Genomic DNA, 19,628 nt, shown 5'->3' with positions numbered 1-19,628 from the left:
GGCCTCCTGGCGTCGACTTACTCGCTGACGCGTGTGGTCAGGGTGCCGAGTCCGGCGATATAGCCTTCCATCAGATCACCGCGCTCTACCGCACCAACACCCGCGGGGGTGCCGGTGTAGATCAGGTCGCCGGGCTGCAATTCAAACAAGGTAGACAACTCGGCAACAATTTCCGGCACATTCCAGATAAGGTCTTTGATATCCGCCTGCTGGCGAATTTCGCCGTTGACCTTGATGGAGATCTCGCCTTCGCGAATATGACCGTTGTCCGCCACAGGATAGATGGCGGTGATGGGTGCGGACAGGTCAAAGGCTTTGCCGGTGTCCCAGGGGCGGCCCTGTTCGCGAGCGGCCAGTTGCAGGTCACGACGGGTGAGATCGTTGCCCACTGCATAGCCGTAGATATGGTCTTCGGCATCTTCCACGTTAATATCTCGACCGCCTTTGCCGATAGCGATGACCAGTTCGATTTCGTGATGGAAGTTTTCCGTTCGTGGCGGGTAGGGCACATCAACACCATTGGCTACCAGGGAGTCAGCGGGTTTGGTAAAGAAAAACGGCGGGTCACGCTGGGGGTCTTTACCCATTTCTCGCGCATGGGCTTCGTAGTTACGACCGACACAGTAAATGCGACGTACGGGGTAAACATCGTCGCTGTTGTGAATGGCGACGGCAGGGCGTTCGCCCAGATCAAAAATGGCAGACATGTGAGACCTCTTTGGTTATCCAATTCAATTAATATTCTTCGTAGATGCCGAGCTTGCGGTGCAGGGGGGCGTCGTCAACGATAAACAAATACGCCGGTTGGCTGTTGGAGCGATTGGCGAGCTTGACCGGGCTGTGGGTGGGCACGGCCATCATATCGTGCTGCTCCCAGTCAAAGCACTGGCCATCGATATCCGCTTGCCCCCGACCCTCAACCACTTTCAGCAGGCCCGATGCGGAACGCCGCGGCAGCAGTACTTCTTCGCCAGGGCGCAGCATCAGTGCCGAGAATCCCAGTACAGGCATGCATTCTTGTCCGGTCTGTGGATTCACATAGGCCAGACGTACCGGTTGACCAAGACTAACCCCGCGACTCATATCGTTTAGGGCTGTTTTGACCTCCTGCCAGGGAAAACGCAACAGTGGGAACTTCGGGTCGCGATTGTCGAGCGCACTGTAGGGCAAAACACCACTGCGACGATACAGTGTCTGAGAACTGTCCGGTCCCGGTCGTACTTCCTGGCTGTCTCCCTCAATGGAGTAGGACGCTTCCAGGTTGTAGATCAGCGGCAGATCCAGCGCGTCCATCCAGACGATGGGGCCGTCGCCTTCGTGGCCGTGTTCGTGCCACAGATGCGGCGGCGTCAGGATCAGGTCGCCGGGCTCCATCGGCAGTTTTTCACCGCGTACTGTGGTAAAACCTCCGTTGCCTTCCACCACCAATCGTACCGCAGAGGGACTGTGTTTATGGTTAGGAGCGGTTTCGCCGGGTTTGATCAATTGCAGGCCCGCGTAGATGGAAGGCGTGACCAGTGCATCTTCGGGATCGTGCCCCGGGTTGCAGAGTACCAGCACCCGGCGCTCGGCTTTTTCAATGGGGGTCAGCTCACCGGCTTCCATCAGTAGTGGCCGAATGGTCTCATAGCTCCAGTGGGCGGGTTGCGTCTTGCGTTCGGGTTTGCCGTAAGGCAAAAAGCCGCGCAAAAAAGGCCACAGGGGGACTAGATCCAGATCACTCAGTTCCTGGATATAACGCTGCGGCAATTCGTCCAGGGTTCCCAGTTCAGTCATGGCGGATTCCTCCGTTACACCAGTTCAACATTCAGGGCATCGTAGGAGTACAGCCAGTGGGTGCGTTCCTTATCGATATTGCGTGCCGCAAATGCCGCCTTCAGTTCATCCTCGCTGGAATGCTGGAATAACTCGGCGTTGGCGGTGGACTCGTTCACGATGCGAGTGGTTCGCTCGATGCGATTGCGTTGATACAAATCCAGTGCATCGCCAATGTTGTCGCACTGGTCCAGGCAACGGGTCAATACGCAGCTGTCCTCAATGGCCATGACTGCACCCTGGGCCAGGTAGGGCAGAGTCGGGTGAGCCGAATCACCTAACAGGGTGACGCGTTTGGTGCTCCAGAAGGGCAGGGCGGCGCGATTATTCAGTGCCCAGCGGTAGCACTGATCTTTATCGGCAGCATCGATGATGGTCTGGATGGTGGGATGCCATCCCTCGTAGTCGGCCTTCAGCTCTTCCCACGGACACTTGATTGTCCAGCCTTCTTCGGTCCAACCCTCATGTGCCACCAGCCCCACGAAATTCAATACTTCGCCGCCGCGCAGGTAATAAATGACGGCGTGGTTGCCAGGGCCGCACCAGACATCAACATTGGCCTCCAGAAAGTTTTCCGGTAGATTTTCGACGGGAATCAGCGCGCGCCAGGCTACCTGACCGGTATAATTTGCGGGCTGATCTCCATGGATTTGTTTGCGAATATTGGACTTGATGCCATCGGCGCCCACCAATACATCGCCGCTGATACGACGACCGTCCGCCAGCAATAAAGTGACTCCGTTTTCGTCTTCCTCAAAACCGGTCGCCTGCGCGTTGAGTTCTATACAATTGGGATCCAGTTCGCGCACCTTGTCCACGAGTATGCTGTGAATATCGGCGCGATGAATCTGCACGTAGGGTGCGCCGAAACGCTGTTCGTGGCTTTCACCCAGTGGCATGCTCTGGATCACCTCGCCGGTGCTGTGTACGCGGAAGTTGTAGGCCTTGGGACGGACAACAACCTTGTCCAACGCCTCTTTTAACCCCAGGTGATACAAAACCTTGACGGCGTTGGCGCTGTTCTGGATGCCTGCACCCACCTCGCCCAGTTCGGGAGCGGCTTCGAAAACTTTAACGGTATAACCGGCGTTGAGCAGGCTGGCGGCGGCGGTCAGACCGCCGATTCCGGCGCCTGCAATCAGAACTTGAGGTTTTGTGGACATGTGATTCTCCCGGGGCGATGAATGGGTTTTAGGTATCTCTGGAGCAAATGATCGAAGATTGGAGCGACGAAAGTAATTCACTAATTTGGCAAAAACTTGTACTTTTAAAGCAGGCTTCAATCGCTGAACCGAGGTTGAACGATGACGCAGACAACAGAAACCACCATTCCCAAGTTCGGACTCTATGGCGAGTCCAGTTTCCGGCCTGATCCCGGCTACGTCCATATCAAGGATTTGCCGGTGGAAGAGCACCGCGAGGGTTGGGACATTCGCCCCCACAGACACGGGGCTATGTTTCAGCTGGTGGCAGTTTACTGTGGCGATTTCGATGTGTTACTGGAAGAGCAGCGTCATTCCCTTCAGGGGCGCTGGGTGGTGTGTGTTCCACCGGGTATTGTTCACGGTTTTCGCTTTCACGCCAATGTGACGGGAGTGGTGTTGACTGTGGCGGAAGCTTTACTGCGGGAGGAGGGTTACCAGTCTGTCAGTCATTTTGATCGGCTGTCATCGGTACCGAGACTGGTACATTTTGAGAACCATGATCTCTTGTTCGACGAGTGGAAGCAGTACCTGCAGCTGATGCAAAAGGAATTTTCCCGTGGTTATCAGGACCACGAGTTAATGTTGAAATGGCTGCTGCGCATGTCGCTCATGACCCTCAAACGCCAATCGCAACATCGCCATGCGGAGGACGCCGCGAGCGGCTCAACTGTGCAGACAGTCAGTCGATTCAAAGACCTGTTGGAAGAGCATTACCTCGAACATTGGTCTGTACAACAATATGCTGAGGCTTTGCACACGTCGGTTTCCAGTCTCAATCGCTTGTGTCAGACGACATTGGGTTCAACCACCAAAAATGTAATTCAGGATCGTCTGTTGTTGGAGGCCAAGCGTCTGCTGCTTTATACCGGCGATTCTCTGGAGACCATCGCCTACCATCTCGGGTTTAAGGACCCGGCCTATTTTTCCCGCTTTTTCAAACGACTGGAGTCGGTTGGCCCCAGAGATTATCGCAAGCAGAATCACTTTTCCTGACGTTAACCTGCCGCCCCGGATTCCTGTCTGTGGCTCTCCTGTTGGGGGAGGGGCACCAGTGTCTGTACGACACCCAATTCCACCACCTTGCTGAACGTGTCCAATCAAGTCACATTGGGCCAAAAGACATTATTGTTCTACAATAATAGTCATAATAAGCCCAAATCATTGTTTTTATGGATTTATTGTAGTACATTAATGGGTATCTTGAACCATGGCCCATAGCAACAGGAATACAAGGCATGAATCTGAGCCACTCTTCTCTCTATCAGCAGGACCAGGACTATCTGGTCCACCCCTGGTCTGTCTGGAGCCAAAATGGCCAGAGCAACAACCTGATCATCGAAAGCGCGGACGGCGCCTATGTCACGGATGTTGAGGGTAATCGCTACCTGGATGCCACCGGCGGCTTGTGGACCGCCAATATCGGCTATGGCCGCGAAGACATGGCTGAGGCCATAGCCGCCCAGGTCAGGAAGCTCAATCACTTTCCGATTTTTGGTGATGTCTCTACGGTACCGTCAGTGGAGTTGTCTCAGCGGCTTGCGGAGTTGGCGCCGGCGTCGGTCAACAAAGTGTTCTACACCACCACCGGTACCGCCTCCAACGACAGCGCCGTGCGTATGGCCCACCACTATTTTGTGATGCGCGGTATGCCGGAGAAAAAGCACATAATTACCCGCGGCGACGGTTACCACGGCATGAGCTACCTGACCGCCTCCATGAGCGGACAACAGCCGGTTCGCGATGGCGCTTTTCAGTATGTTCGTGACACCATTCACTGCGTGACCTCTCCCGATGCTTACCGCCGGCCTGAAGGCCTGAGTCTGGAACAATTCAGCGATTATCTGGTGGAAGAGTTTGAACAGAAAGTTCTTGCAGTGGGCCCGGAAAAAATCGCCTGCTTTGTTAACGAGCCAGTGGTGGGTGCCGGTGGTGTGCATGTCCCTCCACCTGGATACACCCAACGTGTTTACGCACTGTGCAAAAAGTACGACATCCTGTTTATCGCCGACGAAGTGATTACCGCCTTCGGTCGCTTGGGTGGAATGTTTGCTGCGCCGGAAGTGTTTGATGTGGTGCCGGACCTGACCTGTTGTGCCAAGGGCATTACCTCGGGATACGTGCCACTGGGAGCGGTTATGGTTGCTGACCATGTCTTCGAAACCATTGCCCAGTGCGGCAATAATTCCCCGTTCGCCCACGGTTTTACCTATACCGGCCACGCGGTGGCCTGTGCGGCAGCAATCAAGAATCTGGATATTTTGCGCGATGAAAAAATCCCGCAAAGGATTCAGGAGCTTGGCCCTTATTTTGTGGAGCGCATCGAGAGTCTGAAAGATGAACCATTGGTGGGTGACGCGCGCGGCAAGGGGTTTATGATCGCGGTGGAGTATGTGCAGAACAAACAGGACAAAAATCTGTTGCCGGCAGAAGCGAAATTCGCCGAGCGCATGTCGCGGGAAATTCGCAAAACCGGCGTATTGGTGCGACCACTGAAAAATTTTGCTCTGATTTCACCGCCGCTGACGTTAACGCGCGAAGAGATCGACACCATTGTCGAATCGCTGCGGCAGGCGGGGCGCAAAGTGGCCGACGAACTCGTCAGAGACGGTTTTCAAATTGGCTAGTGCCCATCCAGAAACACTGCTTTACCGGTAATTGGTGGATTACGGCTACGCCTAATCCACCCTACACAGCGACGTGTATTGGTGTGGAAGATATGAAAACCGTTAATGGCATTCCACTTGGTTAAAGGTTTCTAAATAAACTGATCAACAGGTAACAACGTGAGCGATATTAAATTACTCGAAGTGCCCAAATGGGGCCTCTCTATGCAGGAAGGTACGGTTAACGCCTGGTTGATCGCCGAAGGCGACAGCTTTGCCGCCGGCGATGAAATCTGTGAAATCGAAACCAGCAAAATTGCCAATGTGGTGGAAGCGCCCTTCGACGGCACCCTGCGCAAGATTCTGGCACAGCCCGGTGAGACGCTGCCGGTGGGCGCGCCGATTGCGGTTTCGGCCGAAGGTGATACCGATGAGGTTGCGATTTCTACCTTCTTGAACGAACTTGCGGGTGGGCAGGGTGCTAACGAGGCGCCCAATGAAGTACTGGTTGCGGGCGCTGCCGCGGCCCCGACATCCGCCGCCGCGACGCTTGAACCAATCTCATCGGCTTCGGCTGTGACCAGTGGGGGCACGGAGATTCCGTCGGCATTAACCTCCGGCGCCGACGACAGCGCGATCAAGGCCACGCTGCACGGTCGCAAGTTTGCGCAACAACATGGGGTTAACCTTAACCAGGTCACGGCGACAGGGCGTGGCGGTCGTGTGACCCGCACCGATGTGGAAAACGCTATCCTGGCCGCCGGCGGTTCACTGGGAACCCAGGGCATGGATGACGCCTCGGTCGCGGCCACGCCCCTGGCGCGCCGACTGGCGCAACAGCAGGGTGTCAATCTCGGTGATTGCAACAACAGTGGCTCCGCCGGAAAGGTAACCAAGGCCGATGTGTTGGCCTTGAGTCAGGCGTCGGCGAATGCCAATGCTGAGGTTATTCCCATGACCGCCATGCGTCGCACCATCGCCCAACGTCTGCAGGCGGCCAAACAGGAGATGCCCCACTTCCGCGTGGTGGTGGATGTGGAGCTGGATAATCTGTTGGCGTTGCGCAAAAAAATCAATGGCATTAATAGTGGCGCGAAGTTGTCGGTCAATGATTTTGTGATCAAGGCCTGTGCCAGCGCGCTGAGTAAGGTACCGGAGGTCAATGTTCAGTTTGATGAAGGCAGCCAGTCGATTCTGCGTTTTACTGATGCGGACATTTCAGTGGCGGTGGCCATGCCGGATGGTCTGATTACACCTATTGTCAAACAGGCAAACCGCAAAGGGCTGAGTGAGATCTCCAATGACATGCGTCACCTGGCCACCAAGGCCAAGGCCAAAACCTTGCAACCGGACGAATTTCAGGGCGGCACCTTTACCATTTCCAATCTCGGTATGTTCGGTGTTAAACAATTCGACGCCATCGTCAACCCGCCCCAATGCGCGATTCTGGCGGTCGGTGCGGGTGAAGAGCGCCCGGTGATCAAGGGTGGCGAGCTGAGCAAGGCGACGGTCATGACTCTGTCACTGTCTTCGGATCATCGAGTCATCGACGGTTCTGTAGCGGCGAGCTTTATGCAGGAGTTGAAAAACTTTCTCGAACATCCGGCGTTGATGATCGCCTAGGAGACGGCCAGTGAACAATAAATTTGATGTAGTGGTCGTAGGCGGAGGTCCCGGTGGTTATGTGGCGGCGATTCGCGCAGCGCAATTGGGTTTAAAAACAGCGCTGGTGGAAAAGCAGCACCTGGGTGGTATCTGCCTGAACTGGGGGTGTATTCCCACCAAGGCGTTACTTAAGGGCGCCGAGGTGGCTCACACTTTGGCGCACGCGGCAGACTTCGGCTTTGAACTCAGCCAGATTCAGTTTGATATTCAAAAACTGGTGAAACACAGTCGCGACGTTTCAGCTCGATTGCGAGACGGTATCGGTTTTCTGTTAAAGAAAAATAAGGTCACTGTGTTTGAGGGTTTTGCCCGTCTGACCGACGTGGGCAAGCTGAGTGTTTCAGGTGAACAGGGTGAAACAGCACTGAGTGCGAGTCACATTATTCTGGCCACCGGCGCTCGCCCGCGGAGTCTGCCCGGTATCAGCCCAGATGGAAAACGAGTGTGGAGCTATTTCGAGGCCATGGTGCCTGAAAGTCTGCCCAAGTCACTGCTGGTGATTGGATCTGGTGCCATTGGCGTCGAATTTGCCAGCTTATACCGCAGTCTCGGTTCCGAAGTCACTTTGGTGGAGGTTCAGGAGCAGGTGATGCCGGTGGAAGATGCAGAAGTATCAGCATTGGCTGAACGCCGTTTTCGACAGCAGGGCATGGACGTTCGAACCGCAACCAAAGTGACTGAGCTGAATCGACACGATGACAGCGTGACCTGCACGTTGGAAAGCAACCAAGGTGAGAGCGAGACGATTGCGGTCGAGCGTGTGATTCTTGCAGCGGGCATACAGGGCAATATTGAGGATATCGGTCTGGAGTCTCTTGGCGTCGCCACCGAGGGTAGTTTTATCCGCACCGACGACTGGTGTCAGACCAACGTGGTGGGTCTCTACGCCATCGGCGATGTCGCCGGTCCTCCCTGTCTGGCGCACAAAGCCAGTCATGAGGCGATCATCTGTGTAGAAAAACTGGCCGGTGTCAGCGGTGTTCATCCGTTGGATAAGAACCGTGTACCGGGCTGCACCTATTGCACACCCCAGGTGGCCAGTGTGGGCATGACCGAGGCCGATGCGAAAGCGGCGGGCAGGGCTGTCAAAGTGGGGCGTTTTAATTTACAGGGCAACGGTAAGGCCCTGGCCATCGTCGACAGTGAGGGCTTTGTGAAAACGCTGTTCGATGCTGATACCGGTGAACTGTTAGGGGCCCATATGATCGGCCCTGAAGTCACCGAGCAGATTCAGGGCTTCGGCATTGCCCAGACTCTGGAGGCCACGGAAGCGGAATTGATTCATACGGTATTTGCCCATCCGACTTTGTCGGAAGCCATGCACGAATCAGTGCTCGATGCGATGAACCGGGCGATTCATCAATAAGAAATTTAGTGATAGCGCTGACCAGTCAAGACAGTGGAGAACGACGTGAATCTGGATAAACAACAACTGTTGCAGGCATATCGAATTATGCGCCGCATCAGAGAATTTGAAACCCGAATTTCCTATGAATTTGCCGCTGGCACTGTGCCGGGCATGACCCATTTGTATATCGGTCAGGAAGCCGTTGCTGCGGGTATTTGCCTGACACTGAGCGATGAGGATTATATTGCCTCGACCCATCGCGGTCACGGTCACTGCATTGCCAAAGGCTGTGATATTGCCGGTATGGCGCTGGAATTGTTTCGCAAAGAGGGTGGCCTGTGTAAAGGCAAGGGCGGCTCCATGCATATCGCCGATGTCAGCAAGGGCATGCTCGGGGCCAATGCGATTGTTGGCGGTGCCTCACCGCTGGCCTGTGGCGCGGCACTGACGGCCAAGACCCGTGGCAAGAACAATGTGGCGGTGGCCTTTGCCGGAGATGGCGCCACCAATCAGGGCACCACCTTTGAAGCCATGAACATGGCCGTGGTACTGAAATTGCCGGTGATCTTTGCCATCGAAAGCAACGGTTATGGCGAACACACTGGCAGCGGTTACGCCCAGGGCAATGATTTGACTGAGCGCTCAGCCGCGTTTGGCATGGCCGCCGTAAAAGTGGATGGCACTGATTTTTTTGCCGTGTATCAAGCCATGCAGGAAGCTATCGCAAGGGCCAATCGCGGAGAAGGTCCTACGGCGATTGAGTGTGTGGCCATGCGCTGGCACGGCCATTTTGAGGGCGATCCTCAGCATTATCGCCCCAAGGATGAAGTTAAACGACTGCGCGACACCGCTGACCCGTTGAAGATTTTTCGAGACAAGGTGTTGGCCAAGGGCGATCTCGTTGCAGCGGACCTGGATCAGCTCGACGAAGAAATTCTCACCGAGGTGACCAACGCGGTGGATGCGGCACTGGAGGCGCCTCAGCCAGCGCCCGAAGAGTTGCTGACTGATGTTTATGTGTCTTACTGAAACAAGGGCTTACAGGAGAATCCGCAATGCCGCTTAAGAGTTTTCGCGAAGCCATCAATGAAGCGTTATGCCAGGAAATGGCCAATGATCCGTCGGTGATCCTGATCGGTGAGGATATTGCCGGAGGCAACGGCGGCGTCGAGGGCGCTGCCGGGTCTTCCGGAGGTATGCTCGGCGTCACCAAGGGGCTGTATCACGACTATGGACCCGAGCGTGTTATCGATACGCCAATTTCTGAAAGCGCCATCGTCGGCGCAGCTGCCGGAGCGGCCATGACCGGCCTGCGCCCAGTGGCCGAGCTGATGTTTATGGACTTCTTTGGCGTTTGTTTTGACCAGATCTATAACCAGGCGGCCAAGTTCCGCTATATGTTTGGGGGCAACTGCACCACGCCCATGGTGGTGCGCGGCATGGTAGGTGCCGGCTTTGGTTCCGCGGCCCAGCACTCTCAGGCACTGTGGCCCATTTTCTCCCATATTCCCGGACTCAAAGTAGTGTTGCCATCCTCCCCCCACGATGCCAAAGGGTTAATGATCCAAGCCATCCGCGATGACGATCCGGTGATCTTTTTGGAACATAAGGTGCTATACGATACCAAGGGCGAAGTGCCGGAAGAGCCCTACGCCATTCCATTCGGCGAAGCCAATATCACCCGCGAAGGCGACGACGTCACTATTGTGGCCTTTGGACGCATGGTGAACTTTGCCAACGAAGTGGCGGACAAACTGACCGGAAACATTTCCGTGGAAGTCCTCGATCCTCGAACCACATCGCCGCTGGATACCGAAGTGATTCTGGAAAGCGTCAAGCACACCGGTCGACTGGTGGTTGTCGATGAAGCCAATCCGATCTGCAATATGGCTTCTGAGGTGATCAGCCTGGTGGCGACAGAAGCACTGCAATATCTGAAGGCAAGGCCTATTAAGATTTCCGCCCCACACACACCGGTACCGGCGGCACCGAATCTGGAGACGTTGTATATCCCCTCGAAGGAGACCATAGAAAAAGCAGTAGCTAATCTGATGGAATGATTTGTCGTAGAGTGGATTTGTGCTAATCCACTCTACTCAAGTGTTGGTCAGAAACCGCAGCGCGGTTTGAACTTATGCGCAGTACCGCCAGTATGATCAAGACGATGACACCCGTCACAGCGGTAACCGCGGGAAAACCCCAGCTTTGGGCCAGTGCCCCTATCCCCACGGCCCCTAACGCCGGTGCGCCCATGGCCAGCATACTCCACAGGCTCAATACTCTGCCCCGGTAGTCCTCATCCACCGTTAACTGGGCCAGCGCCTGGCTGCTGATACCGGCAATGGTGCTGAGCATGCTGAGAACAAAAATAAGCCCACATAAGGCATAGAGCCCCTGCAGCCACTGGATAGAAAACAGGCATAGCGCTGCCAGGGTGAGGGCGATACCCACCATACGAAACAGGACTCGCTCATGGCCACTTTGCCGGGTCACCAACAGTCCGCCGAGAATCGAACCGGTGCCTGCGGCCGCCGTCAGGGTGGCGAGGGTTTCAGCGGTGCCGTTAAGCAACTGCCCGGAAAACGCCGGTAACAGCTCCAGCAGGGTGCGTCCCAACAGGGCGTTGAGCAGGGTCAGGCTGAGAATCAGTCGAATCACGCGGTTGGAGGCCGCGTAGACAAAACCTTGCTTCAAATCGCTGAACATACCAGCTGAGGACTTATGGCTGCCTCCACGAACGCCGGTAATCAACAGCAGTGGTATCGCGGCGACAACGCACAACAGGGTGGCCGAAAAAAAGGCGGACGGCACGGACAACACCGCCACCAGCCAGGCACCCAGGGCCGGCCCCAGAACCCGTGAGGTATTAAACACAATGGCGGCATAGCCGATGGCGTTGGGCAAGGCTTCGCGTTTGACCAGCTTGGGTACCAGCGCCAGCCGGATCGGTGTATGGGCGGAGCTGGCCACGCCCAGGCAGGCGGACAGGGCGATCAGCGACCACAAATTCAGCATGTCCATTGCACTGGCAAGGCTTGCAAGCGCGGCCACCAGTGACTGGGCACCGACGGTAACCACCAGGCCTTTGCGTGGATTGATACGATCGGAAATGATGCCGAAGAAGGGCGAGAAGAAGATGATGGGCAGCAGCAGGGAGCCCGCCACCACACCGACCCAAAACGCCGAGTGGGTGAACTCCCAGGCGTTCCAGCCGAACAAAAAGCGCACCAGCCAGCCCGCCAGGGTGGAAAAACACATGGAGATAAAATAGCGGCGGAATTGGGGTTCGGCAAAAGCGGATCGGTTGGTGGTGGGTTTGTGCGTTGTTGAGCTGGTCAATGCTTGGGGCCTGGAGTGATAATCGGCCGCTATTATACCCCATTCTGGAACCGGCAACTCCGTTGGCGGGCTCGGCGTTGATATCAGTTCCGAGAATACTCTATAGGCAGGCATCCTGCAGGCTGGTTATTTTGTGAGCAAAGTCTGTTCCCATTCTCAAATAACCCTCACTGTTGTAATGCCAATCGTCTCCTTCCAAATAGCCAATTTCCTCCGTGACCACAGAAATATCCGAGCACCGGTCCTGCTCGACGAATTGATGCTGAGCGGCTTGAACGGCTTTGGAATACTGCATCACGGTTTTGGTCTCGCCGGCTTTGGCATCGGTAATTTGCCCGATGACTACTGGCAAATTACTGTCCTGTAATGCTGACCTGAACAGACCGATAATGGTCTTGAGGTTTTCCAGGTAGGCATCAGAAGCCGCCTTATTATCATATGCGTCCGCTTCGCCTTGCATCCATACCATGCCGGACGGGATCAATCGGTCCTTGACGCCGTCTCCGTCGATATCGTGGTCTGACAATGCTGTCTTGACGGTGCGCAGGAAATAATTGTACTGGTTGGTATTGTGGCTGTTGGGGTCCCAGGAGCCGTAGCCGGATACTCCGTCAACAAGCGATGTGCCCCCCATAGCGTATTTAATGATAGCGATTTTGGTGTCGGGCTTGCGGCGGAGCATTTCATAGCCGAAGCTGATTTCCGGTCCGAATCGATCGGAGAGCTTGTTTTCTTTGCCATCGAAGGAAAAGTTCAATCCAAACCCCGGCTGCAGCGGTTGCCATATTCCATCGCCGCCCTCGGGATTATTGTCCGTGGCGGGGTGGCCGTTAAAGATCAAGATGTTATTACTGGCAAAGCGGTACTTGTCCGGAAGTTTGTCGTTAAATCCAAATCCGACCATATTGGATTGTCCCCCCAGAAAATACAGCTGGTAAGTATCCGCAGACATGATCTGGGAAAACAGGAGGGCTGCTAGCGGAAAAAGAACTCTTACCAATGACGACATGATTTTCTCCTATAATATTCCGTTTTCTGACTCAAGTTTGCCCAGACCTTCCCGCAGTGCACGAACCCACTTCAGGTAGCCGTATCTACTGAGGTGTATCCCATCGTAATGGCACGCTTCACATAATTGACCACGGCCATCAAGCAGGTATCTTGCGGAGTTATAGAAGACAGCATTGTCGAACTTTTCTGCCAGATTTTGCAGCATCCGGTTGAGCTGCTCGATGGATTGGTTGCTTTTGGTACCCCAGCGTTTGGCATATTCAGCTTCGTCCACTGGCAATACAGAGGATATGAGTATGCTCGCAGACGACGGCAGCTTCTCCAGTAGAGCTTTGTAGTTTTCCGCAATGCTTTCAATATTACCCGGTAAATCATTGGTGCCAAGAGCAACGACAATGGTCTTGTCGTCAAGATTGCTGTATAGATGAACGCGGTCTTTCTCTATAGCCACTTTGTTGCCCGCAATGCCCAAATTGATCGCCTGGAATTGAGACTCCACGTTCAGGGAATTGGTAATGCTGTCACCGATAAAGACCAGACCTGCTCCGGGGTTCATGGTCTCCATTTTCTGAACCAGATACTCACGTTGGACTTTCATGTAGTAATCGTGTCCGGTTAAAGATACTTCCATATCGTTCGTTCCAGCCAGAGAATACCCGGTCACTGCCAAGGTTGCCGCAAGTGCAAGACTCTTTCCTTTCTTCATAAAATACCCATTATTCCCTGCCAGTTGGCAGGATATTTATCTTGAGTTCCCCTATGGACGACTCGAAAGACAGATCGATCTGCAGGGAACCGGGATTGATTTCCTTGTAATCTATCGCCTTACCGTTCCACTGCACGCAGTATTCTTTTGAAGGCTGTAGATTGACAATGACGGTAACGGTTTTTAAGGCCGTTGTTAATCTAAGGTTTCCTTCGAAGGAGCTGAAGTCGTCAGAAAAACTCTGCGCTTCGATCCAGATATCCATACCTGTCGATATCCTGCCCGGGCAGTGGTAGGCACTGAACCAGGACACGACAGGTGAAGACAGGGCGCCAAATTGATGCCAGCCGGCGCCACGACCGGATTGAATAAGGAAATGTTCAAAGCAGTAGTAAGAGGCTTCCACTTCCGCCTTCCACAGATCCAGAGCGGTTCTGGCGATTTGGTAGGCGAAATCACCCTGGCCGAGATCCAGTGCCGTTTTCCAGATAAACCACTGATGTGGCATCCAGACGGCCCCATTCCAGTAGCCGTCAGTGCGGTAGTAGGGGGCCGATTGATCGACAGTGGAAAGGCCAATACGGGTCCAGAAATGTTTAGGATCCGCCAGTCTATCCAGGAACAGCGCTGCTTGCTCCGAAGTACAGGCTCCAGCAAAGAGCGGCATTACGCCATCGAGGCCCATATTGAAGTTAACCCCGTTCTCGTCTCGCAGAAACTCTTTCGGTGCCCCTTTATCGTCGTGCACTACATAGCTGAAATAGCCGGCCTCCTTATCCCAGGCATGTTGTTGCAGGGCGTTGGTCAAGACCTCGATATCCTCCGTATAGCCACCCACGTCTTCAGCAATATCCAAGGACTCGGCGGCTGACAACATGATTTTGGCCGCACGAATGACATGGGCCGTCAAGGCGGCACAAGCGACCTTGGAGTCCAGATCATTGTGTATGGTATGAAGTTGCGCCGGATAGTCGTCCCAACCGCCGGAATCCCAACGAAATATATTCCAGGTTCTGATCAGGTTGGATGCCATGTCGCGAGTTGTTGAGCTACCCCAGCGCCCGGCGAGAAACAAATAGTACTGTCGCAGCCTGGGGTAGATCGATGCCAACATGGCTCGATCCTGGGTTCGGTTCCACAATTCGTGAAACTGGTAGATCTGTGTCGGAATCAGTGTGCCGTGATTGATAAACGCTGCGTGCTCATCGCCGGCGTTGGTGAGAGCGGTTTCCAGATTGTCCAGCGACAGGGCGGTATCGTATTCAAGCAGAGCCAGGCCGATAAAACCGGCGTCCCAGGTGTACAGGGTTTCCCACCACTTGCCAGGGCAAAAATAACGAACAAACTGCTTGCGGGTGTAGATGGGGTAAATAACATTTAGCAGTTCCGTGGCGGCCATCCGCTCCTGGCTAAAGCGGTAGGTTTCACCAGAGGGAAGAGAGTCCAGGTGCACAACTTTCCGGCGCGCGATGCTATATACAGACTCAAGTGCATCCGATGACTGCTGTTCGAACTGGGTCAGCGCCGTTTCTACCTCTTCCCGGGTACCGGAACAGGTAATGGCATAGTGAATGCGTTGGGTATGGGGCTTGACTTCGATCGGGCCTAGAAAAACGTCGGTATAATGTCTGGTACCTTCGGTATCAATATAACCGGTGTAATTGTTGGGCACCACATTGCGCATGGTGGTGTCGAGATGGTCGGTGAGAAACTCTCGCAGCCAGACGTCGGGGTGGTCCCAGGCAATTCCGTAATAGTTGTCGCTGTCCGCATATTTAAGTATCAGGCTGTTATTACCAATTCTTTCGGAAATCTCAGGTGTGTGAGACCACTGGTGCGGTGTAAATTCCACCTTGTCGGCCTCATCGGCCGGGGTAATGGCAAAGCCGTCCAGCTCGATGGGCGCTGTACCCAGGGAGGTCAGTATCACTTCATGCTCGCCGGCTGACAAATCGCCAACATTGAGAGCCACTTGCCCCATACCGTCACCGGCGATGTAGTCTTCAGATAATGAGAGTTCGGTTTCCGCCATACCTTGTACCGAGAAGGCTGCCGGATTGTTATCGGGTAGCCGGAAACGAAAAAGCAAGGCCGCGTCACTGATGCTGTTTTCCAGACGGATTCGGAACATCACTCGATCACCGGTATCACGTCCGAAACCGCAGCCAATGGCATTGCCATTCACCAGACCATTGTCGCGAATCTCGCCGCGGAAAAAGCCGTCCTCCACCAAACTGTCGGTGGGGCGGGCGACGGCATAATTCAGGTCCTGATAGTCGAGAGCATCGATCCATACTCCGCCTTCAGGTACGGAAACTCTTGCTAATTCAATGATATTGTCAACCTGGTGAACACCATTCGGATCTGTCCCCCGTGGAGGGAAGTTCATGTTTGCCACCAGATGCATCTTCAGATTCTGAAACAGTTCGGTGTTGTTGACGAACTGGCAGCGAATAAGGCGCGCGTTTTTTTCCAGCGCTGTGTAAGACACATCACAGTACACCTGATCCTTCCACTCGATTTCATAACGGAACGCGTAGTGACTCAGGTCCGCGGCGGCTTCCCAGGCATGGTGGCCGGAGGCATAGCGTTCGTTGGGTACAATCATCGACTGACGGAAATAGCCTGGCATCACTGACAGGTCGAATCTCAGTCCTTGCTGCGGATCGGACAGATGCGAAGTGCCGGCATAGCAGGGAGAATAAGGTCCCCAGTCCGGCAGTTGCAGGTCGTGGCATTTTGTGGATGTGGGCATGGGGTTTCCCTCTAAAATAGGATGACGGGTACTTCAAGGCCCATCACATCTGCAATCTTAATCATTGAGCTGCTCCAGGTTCAGAGCAGCAAACTGCTTGTGTGCTGTAAAAAGCGGCGCCGGAAGTCCCTGGGTCTGTACACGGTAAACGAACAGGTTGCCGGCTTCAGGCTGTGCTGCCAGTTCCTCACTTCTCAGTCCGTAGCGAGCCGTCGTGACGAACAGCAGGTCGTAATTCGGACCACCAAAGGTGATACAGGTGGGTTGTTGAACCGGAACCTGCAATTGATAAATGCTCTTACCGTCGGAGTCATAGCAGCTGACCCGACCACCGTTCCACTCTGCGTTCCATAGATTTCCGCAGGCATCGACATCGGAACCATCAGGAAATATGTCTGGATTGGTTCGAGCAAATATCTCGGCTTCTGACAGGCGGCCGTTGATTGAGTCGTACCTATAACGTTGTATGGTACAAGACGGCGAGTCGGCGAAATACAGGTATCGAGAGTCTGGTGACCAGCAGATACTGTTAGTCACCTCAATTCCGGACAAATGAGACTTCAGCTTGCCGTCGCTGTCCAGAGAATACAATTGCCCTGAGTGCCTGTGTTCATCAGATTCCGCCATAGAGCCGACCCAGAACCTTCCCTGACGATCAACACGGCCGTCATTCAGTCTCACACCACCATTGATAGGGAGAAACCGATCAATCCAGTGCACAATATTGGATGCTTCCACAGGCCGATAAAGCGCCAGGCCGGTTTCAAACGCCACCAGTAATGTCCCTGGTATGTCGGTGAGGCCAAAGGACGCCACTCGCTCTGGTGTGGAAAATTCGGACAGTCGCCGATTTTCCCACAGGAGCCGGTAAAGTTTACGCTCCTGAATATCCGTCCACCAGAGCGAATGATCTCTTTCATCCCAGATAACACACTCACCCAGTGTATTACTGACAGGGATCGTTTCGACTAATTCGGATTGCATGGTTCCGCCATCATTCGCTGATTCGCAATACGGCATCGGGCCGGTCAAAAACCTCCCGTTTCAACGCGGTGCCCAGACCCGGGCCCTCCGGTGGGGCGATGGTGCCGTCAATCACCGCCGGCAGGGTTTCCATGACTTCTGTGTACCAGCCCGTATATAGGGCTCGGACTGACTCCTGTATCACCGCATTGGGGGCGTTGACGGAGAGATGGCAGGAGGCCGTCAGTACTACCGGGCCGGTACAGTCGTGCGGTGCAATCGGCAACTGATAGGTTTCGGCCATGGTGGCGATTTTCTTGGCTTCAGAAATCCCGCCTACCCAGCCGATATCCGGCATCACAAAGTCAACCGCACGCTTTTCCAGAAGGTCTTTGTAACCCCAGCGGGTGGCAATGGTTTCGCTGGCGGTGACCGGAATGCTGGTGCGATTGCGAAACTCTTCTACGACGGAGAAACTGTCCATTTTTACCGGGTCTTCAATCCAGAAGGGGTCGTAGGGTTCCAGTGCTTTTGAAATCTTAATGGCTGTGGGCAAGTTCCAGAGAGAATGGCATTCCACCATGATATCCATTTTGTCACCCACCGCCTTGCGGATTTTCTCAAACGGTTCCAGCGCGGTTTTCAAATCCTGTGAGCTAATGTACTGACCATTGGATGCTTCAGCTGCGTAATCAAAGGGCCAGATTTTCATGGCGGTAATGCCTTGTTCCAGCAAACTGATCGCAAGTTCATCGGCGCGCTCCAGAAAGGCTGCCAGATCTTCGTAAGGCCCCTCGGCTTTACCCGCGGGTATGCCGAAGTTACTCGCCTTTTGTCCTTCTGCGGAGCGAATATAACTATAACCGGCACAGGTATTGTAGGTCCTGATGCGGTCGCGGAATCTTCCCCCCAACAACTGGTAGATGGGCTGGTTTGTGGACTTGCCCCAGATATCCCATAAAGCGATATCGATCGCCGAGTTGCCTCGCATTTCAACACCACTGCTGCGAAAACCGAGGTATCCGTACAGCTCTCTCCAGTGTTTGTCGATTTGCAAAGGGTCTTTCCCAATAAGATAGGGGGCTGCGGTTTCGTGTATGTAAGCTTCTACCGCAGAGGGGCCGGAAAATGTTTCTCCCAGGCCGGTGACGCCTTCGTCAGTGTGAACCAATACCCAACAGAGGTTACCGAATTCCTTTAAGCGAAGTGTTTCTACCTTGGTGATTTTCATTGTGAGCAGCTCCTGAATTTGCGCGACTAGTTCGCACTTCCGCCGATGTTGACACCGAGACCACCATCAACACGTATCGCCTGACCGTTAATAAAACGGCATTTGTCGCCGCACAAGAAAGCAATCAATTCCGCCACCTCCTCGGGTTTTCCGATTCGACCTGTCAAATGAGTCGCGTTGAGTTCATCCATCATTGCCTGAGGGTTTGAGGCCTGCTCCATGGCTGTATGCAACATAGGGGTGTCAATGGTGCCCGGGCATACGGCCACACAGCGGATATCGGGGGAAAAGTCGATGGCAATAGAGCGCGTCAACCCCAGAATGGCGGCTTTGCTGGTGGCATAGGCAGCGACGTTGGGTTGGGCAACAAACGATTGTACACTGGCGACATTGACAACGATGCCACCCGGCGGCATCAAGGGGATGGTATGTTTGGCACAGAGAAAGGGTGCCTTGACATTAATTCCGAGCACCTTGTCCCATTCTTCCTCGCTCAGGTCGGTCACGGATCCATAGGACAGGACACCTGCGTTGTTGATCAGACAGTCAATCGGACCATATTCATTGCTGATATTAGCAAAGCAGTTTTCTATTTCCTCAGGTTGCAACAGATCGCACTGAATAAAATCGGCGCCATTTGCCACAAGTTCAGGTGAGGAGGCAAGGCCAATCACAACCACCTTGAAACCGTCTCGGACTAAGGTCTTAACGGTCTCCAAACCAATACCGGATGTACCACCGGTAATCACCGCAAACTTCTCTCTCATAACAAACTCTCTAGTGGATACTTGCGGCGTATTTCGCAAGCCGGTGACACAGAGAATAGAGCTCGCGCCGCGAGCAAACTATGCAGAACTTGACCTATGATGGCTCAAAATTGCCCCAAAGCGATTCCTGGCCAATGTTCACCCGATGCAGAATATTACGGTGGCCCTGCGAGGGTAGGACTGCTGGAAAACTTGAAAATATTGTCTTTGATTACTATGC

At 54.2% G+C, this 19,628-nt stretch carries 16 protein-coding genes; 6 read left to right on the top strand and 10 right to left on the bottom strand.

All coding sequences use genetic code 11. The features are described 5' to 3' along the window. Positions 1-17: 17 nt before the first annotated feature. From HBA55_RS01585 to HBA55_RS01575, 3 genes are read right to left on the bottom strand one after another with little or no spacing between them, the layout of a single operon-like run. Entirely contained in the window at positions 18-707 is a 690-nt protein-coding gene (locus HBA55_RS01585) for a fumarylacetoacetate hydrolase family protein (RefSeq protein ID WP_166986073.1), read from the bottom strand. Between the two features lie 28 nt (positions 708-735). Further along, on the bottom strand, positions 736-1,776 hold the full coding sequence (locus HBA55_RS01580) for a cupin domain-containing protein (protein WP_166986070.1): 1,041 nt from the start codon (positions 1,774-1,776) through the stop codon (positions 736-738). 14 nt (positions 1,777-1,790) lie between these two features. Further along, positions 1,791-2,978 carry an FAD-dependent monooxygenase gene (locus tag HBA55_RS01575; protein WP_166986067.1) on the bottom strand — a complete coding sequence of 396 codons (1,188 nt, stop codon included), beginning with the start codon at positions 2,976-2,978 and terminating at the stop codon, positions 1,791-1,793. Positions 2,979-3,119: 141 nt separating this feature from the next. Between HBA55_RS01575 and HBA55_RS01570 the strand changes: the two genes are divergently transcribed. The 6 genes from HBA55_RS01570 to HBA55_RS01545 all read left to right on the top strand — a co-directional run bounded on the left by HBA55_RS01570 (position 3,120) and on the right by HBA55_RS01545 (position 10,696). Continuing rightward, a complete protein-coding gene (locus tag HBA55_RS01570) occupies positions 3,120-4,013 on the top strand; it encodes a helix-turn-helix domain-containing protein (protein WP_166986064.1) in 894 nt (297 codons plus the stop codon). A gap of 242 nt (positions 4,014-4,255) precedes the next feature. Beyond that, positions 4,256-5,644, top strand: coding sequence for an aminotransferase class III-fold pyridoxal phosphate-dependent enzyme (locus tag HBA55_RS01565; RefSeq protein WP_166986061.1), 1,389 nt, complete (start codon positions 4,256-4,258; stop codon positions 5,642-5,644). 159 nt (positions 5,645-5,803) lie between these two features. After that, positions 5,804-7,246, top strand: coding sequence for a 2-oxo acid dehydrogenase subunit E2 (locus tag HBA55_RS37975; RefSeq protein ID WP_166986058.1), 1,443 nt, complete (start codon positions 5,804-5,806; stop codon positions 7,244-7,246). 10 nt (positions 7,247-7,256) lie between these two features. Beyond that, complete coding sequence (gene lpdA, locus HBA55_RS01555) at positions 7,257-8,654, top strand: dihydrolipoyl dehydrogenase (protein WP_166986055.1); 1,398 nt, start codon at positions 7,257-7,259, stop codon at positions 8,652-8,654. Positions 8,655-8,699: 45 nt separating this feature from the next. Continuing rightward, a complete protein-coding gene (locus tag HBA55_RS01550; protein WP_338109345.1) occupies positions 8,700-9,665 on the top strand; it encodes a thiamine pyrophosphate-dependent dehydrogenase E1 component subunit alpha in 966 nt (321 codons plus the stop codon). Positions 9,666-9,691: 26 nt separating this feature from the next. Then, complete coding sequence (locus HBA55_RS01545; RefSeq protein WP_166986052.1) at positions 9,692-10,696, top strand: alpha-ketoacid dehydrogenase subunit beta; 1,005 nt, start codon at positions 9,692-9,694, stop codon at positions 10,694-10,696. Between the two features lie 22 nt (positions 10,697-10,718). On the opposite strand, the gene HBA55_RS01540 is transcribed toward HBA55_RS01545, so the two are convergent. The 7 genes from HBA55_RS01540 to HBA55_RS01510 form a co-directional block, all read right to left on the bottom strand. After that, the gene (locus HBA55_RS01540; protein ID WP_240945851.1) at positions 10,719-11,975 is read right to left on the bottom strand and encodes an MFS transporter; all 1,257 of its coding nucleotides are present in this window, start codon (positions 11,973-11,975) and stop codon (positions 10,719-10,721) included. 100 nt (positions 11,976-12,075) lie between these two features. Continuing rightward, on the bottom strand, positions 12,076-12,984 hold the full coding sequence (locus HBA55_RS01535; protein ID WP_166986046.1) for a sialate O-acetylesterase: 909 nt from the start codon (positions 12,982-12,984) through the stop codon (positions 12,076-12,078). Positions 12,985-12,993: 9 nt separating this feature from the next. Further along, a complete protein-coding gene (locus HBA55_RS01530; protein ID WP_166986043.1) occupies positions 12,994-13,617 on the bottom strand; it encodes a GDSL-type esterase/lipase family protein in 624 nt (207 codons plus the stop codon). 85 nt (positions 13,618-13,702) lie between these two features. Next, complete coding sequence (locus tag HBA55_RS01525) at positions 13,703-16,447, bottom strand: MGH1-like glycoside hydrolase domain-containing protein (protein WP_166986040.1); 2,745 nt, start codon at positions 16,445-16,447, stop codon at positions 13,703-13,705. Positions 16,448-16,504: 57 nt separating this feature from the next. Further along, positions 16,505-17,431, bottom strand: coding sequence for an SMP-30/gluconolactonase/LRE family protein (locus HBA55_RS01520; protein ID WP_166986037.1), 927 nt, complete (start codon positions 17,429-17,431; stop codon positions 16,505-16,507). 10 nt (positions 17,432-17,441) lie between these two features. Next, positions 17,442-18,641 carry a mandelate racemase/muconate lactonizing enzyme family protein gene (locus HBA55_RS01515; protein WP_166986034.1) on the bottom strand — a complete coding sequence of 400 codons (1,200 nt, stop codon included), beginning with the start codon at positions 18,639-18,641 and terminating at the stop codon, positions 17,442-17,444. 26 nt (positions 18,642-18,667) lie between these two features. After that, complete coding sequence (locus tag HBA55_RS01510) at positions 18,668-19,408, bottom strand: SDR family NAD(P)-dependent oxidoreductase (protein WP_166986031.1); 741 nt, start codon at positions 19,406-19,408, stop codon at positions 18,668-18,670. Positions 19,409-19,628 lie beyond the last annotated feature (220 nt).

It is taken from the genome of Pseudomaricurvus alkylphenolicus, from assembly GCF_011683955.1.
GTDB lineage: Bacteria > Pseudomonadota > Gammaproteobacteria > Pseudomonadales > Cellvibrionaceae > Pseudomaricurvus > Pseudomaricurvus alkylphenolicus.
Note: the sequence above shows the minus strand (reverse complement) of the source record. Positions and strands in the feature narration are given on the sequence as shown.

Excerpts from the sequence above, each read along its gene's own strand:
- HBA55_RS01585 (WP_166986073.1), bottom strand. The coding sequence starts at position 707 with ATGTCTGCCATTTTTGATCTGGGCGAACGCCCTGCCGTCGCCATTCAC.
- HBA55_RS01580 (WP_166986070.1), bottom strand. The coding sequence starts at position 1,776 with ATGACTGAACTGGGAACCCTGGACGAATTGCCGCAGCGTTATATCCAG.
- HBA55_RS01575 (WP_166986067.1), bottom strand. The coding sequence starts at position 2,978 with ATGTCCACAAAACCTCAAGTTCTGATTGCAGGCGCCGGAATCGGCGGT.
- HBA55_RS01570 (WP_166986064.1), top strand. The coding sequence starts at position 3,120 with ATGACGCAGACAACAGAAACCACCATTCCCAAGTTCGGACTCTATGGC.
- HBA55_RS01565 (WP_166986061.1), top strand. The coding sequence starts at position 4,256 with ATGAATCTGAGCCACTCTTCTCTCTATCAGCAGGACCAGGACTATCTG.
- HBA55_RS01545 (WP_166986052.1), top strand. The coding sequence starts at position 9,692 with ATGCCGCTTAAGAGTTTTCGCGAAGCCATCAATGAAGCGTTATGCCAG.
- HBA55_RS01535 (WP_166986046.1), bottom strand. The coding sequence starts at position 12,984 with ATGTCGTCATTGGTAAGAGTTCTTTTTCCGCTAGCAGCCCTCCTGTTT.
- HBA55_RS01530 (WP_166986043.1), bottom strand. The coding sequence starts at position 13,617 with ATGGAAGTATCTTTAACCGGACACGATTACTACATGAAAGTCCAACGT.
- HBA55_RS01525 (WP_166986040.1), bottom strand. The coding sequence starts at position 16,447 with ATGCCCACATCCACAAAATGCCACGACCTGCAACTGCCGGACTGGGGA.
- HBA55_RS01520 (WP_166986037.1), bottom strand. The coding sequence starts at position 17,431 with ATGCAATCCGAATTAGTCGAAACGATCCCTGTCAGTAATACACTGGGT.
- HBA55_RS01515 (WP_166986034.1), bottom strand. The coding sequence starts at position 18,641 with ATGAAAATCACCAAGGTAGAAACACTTCGCTTAAAGGAATTCGGTAAC.
- HBA55_RS01510 (WP_166986031.1), bottom strand. The coding sequence starts at position 19,408 with ATGAGAGAGAAGTTTGCGGTGATTACCGGTGGTACATCCGGTATTGGT.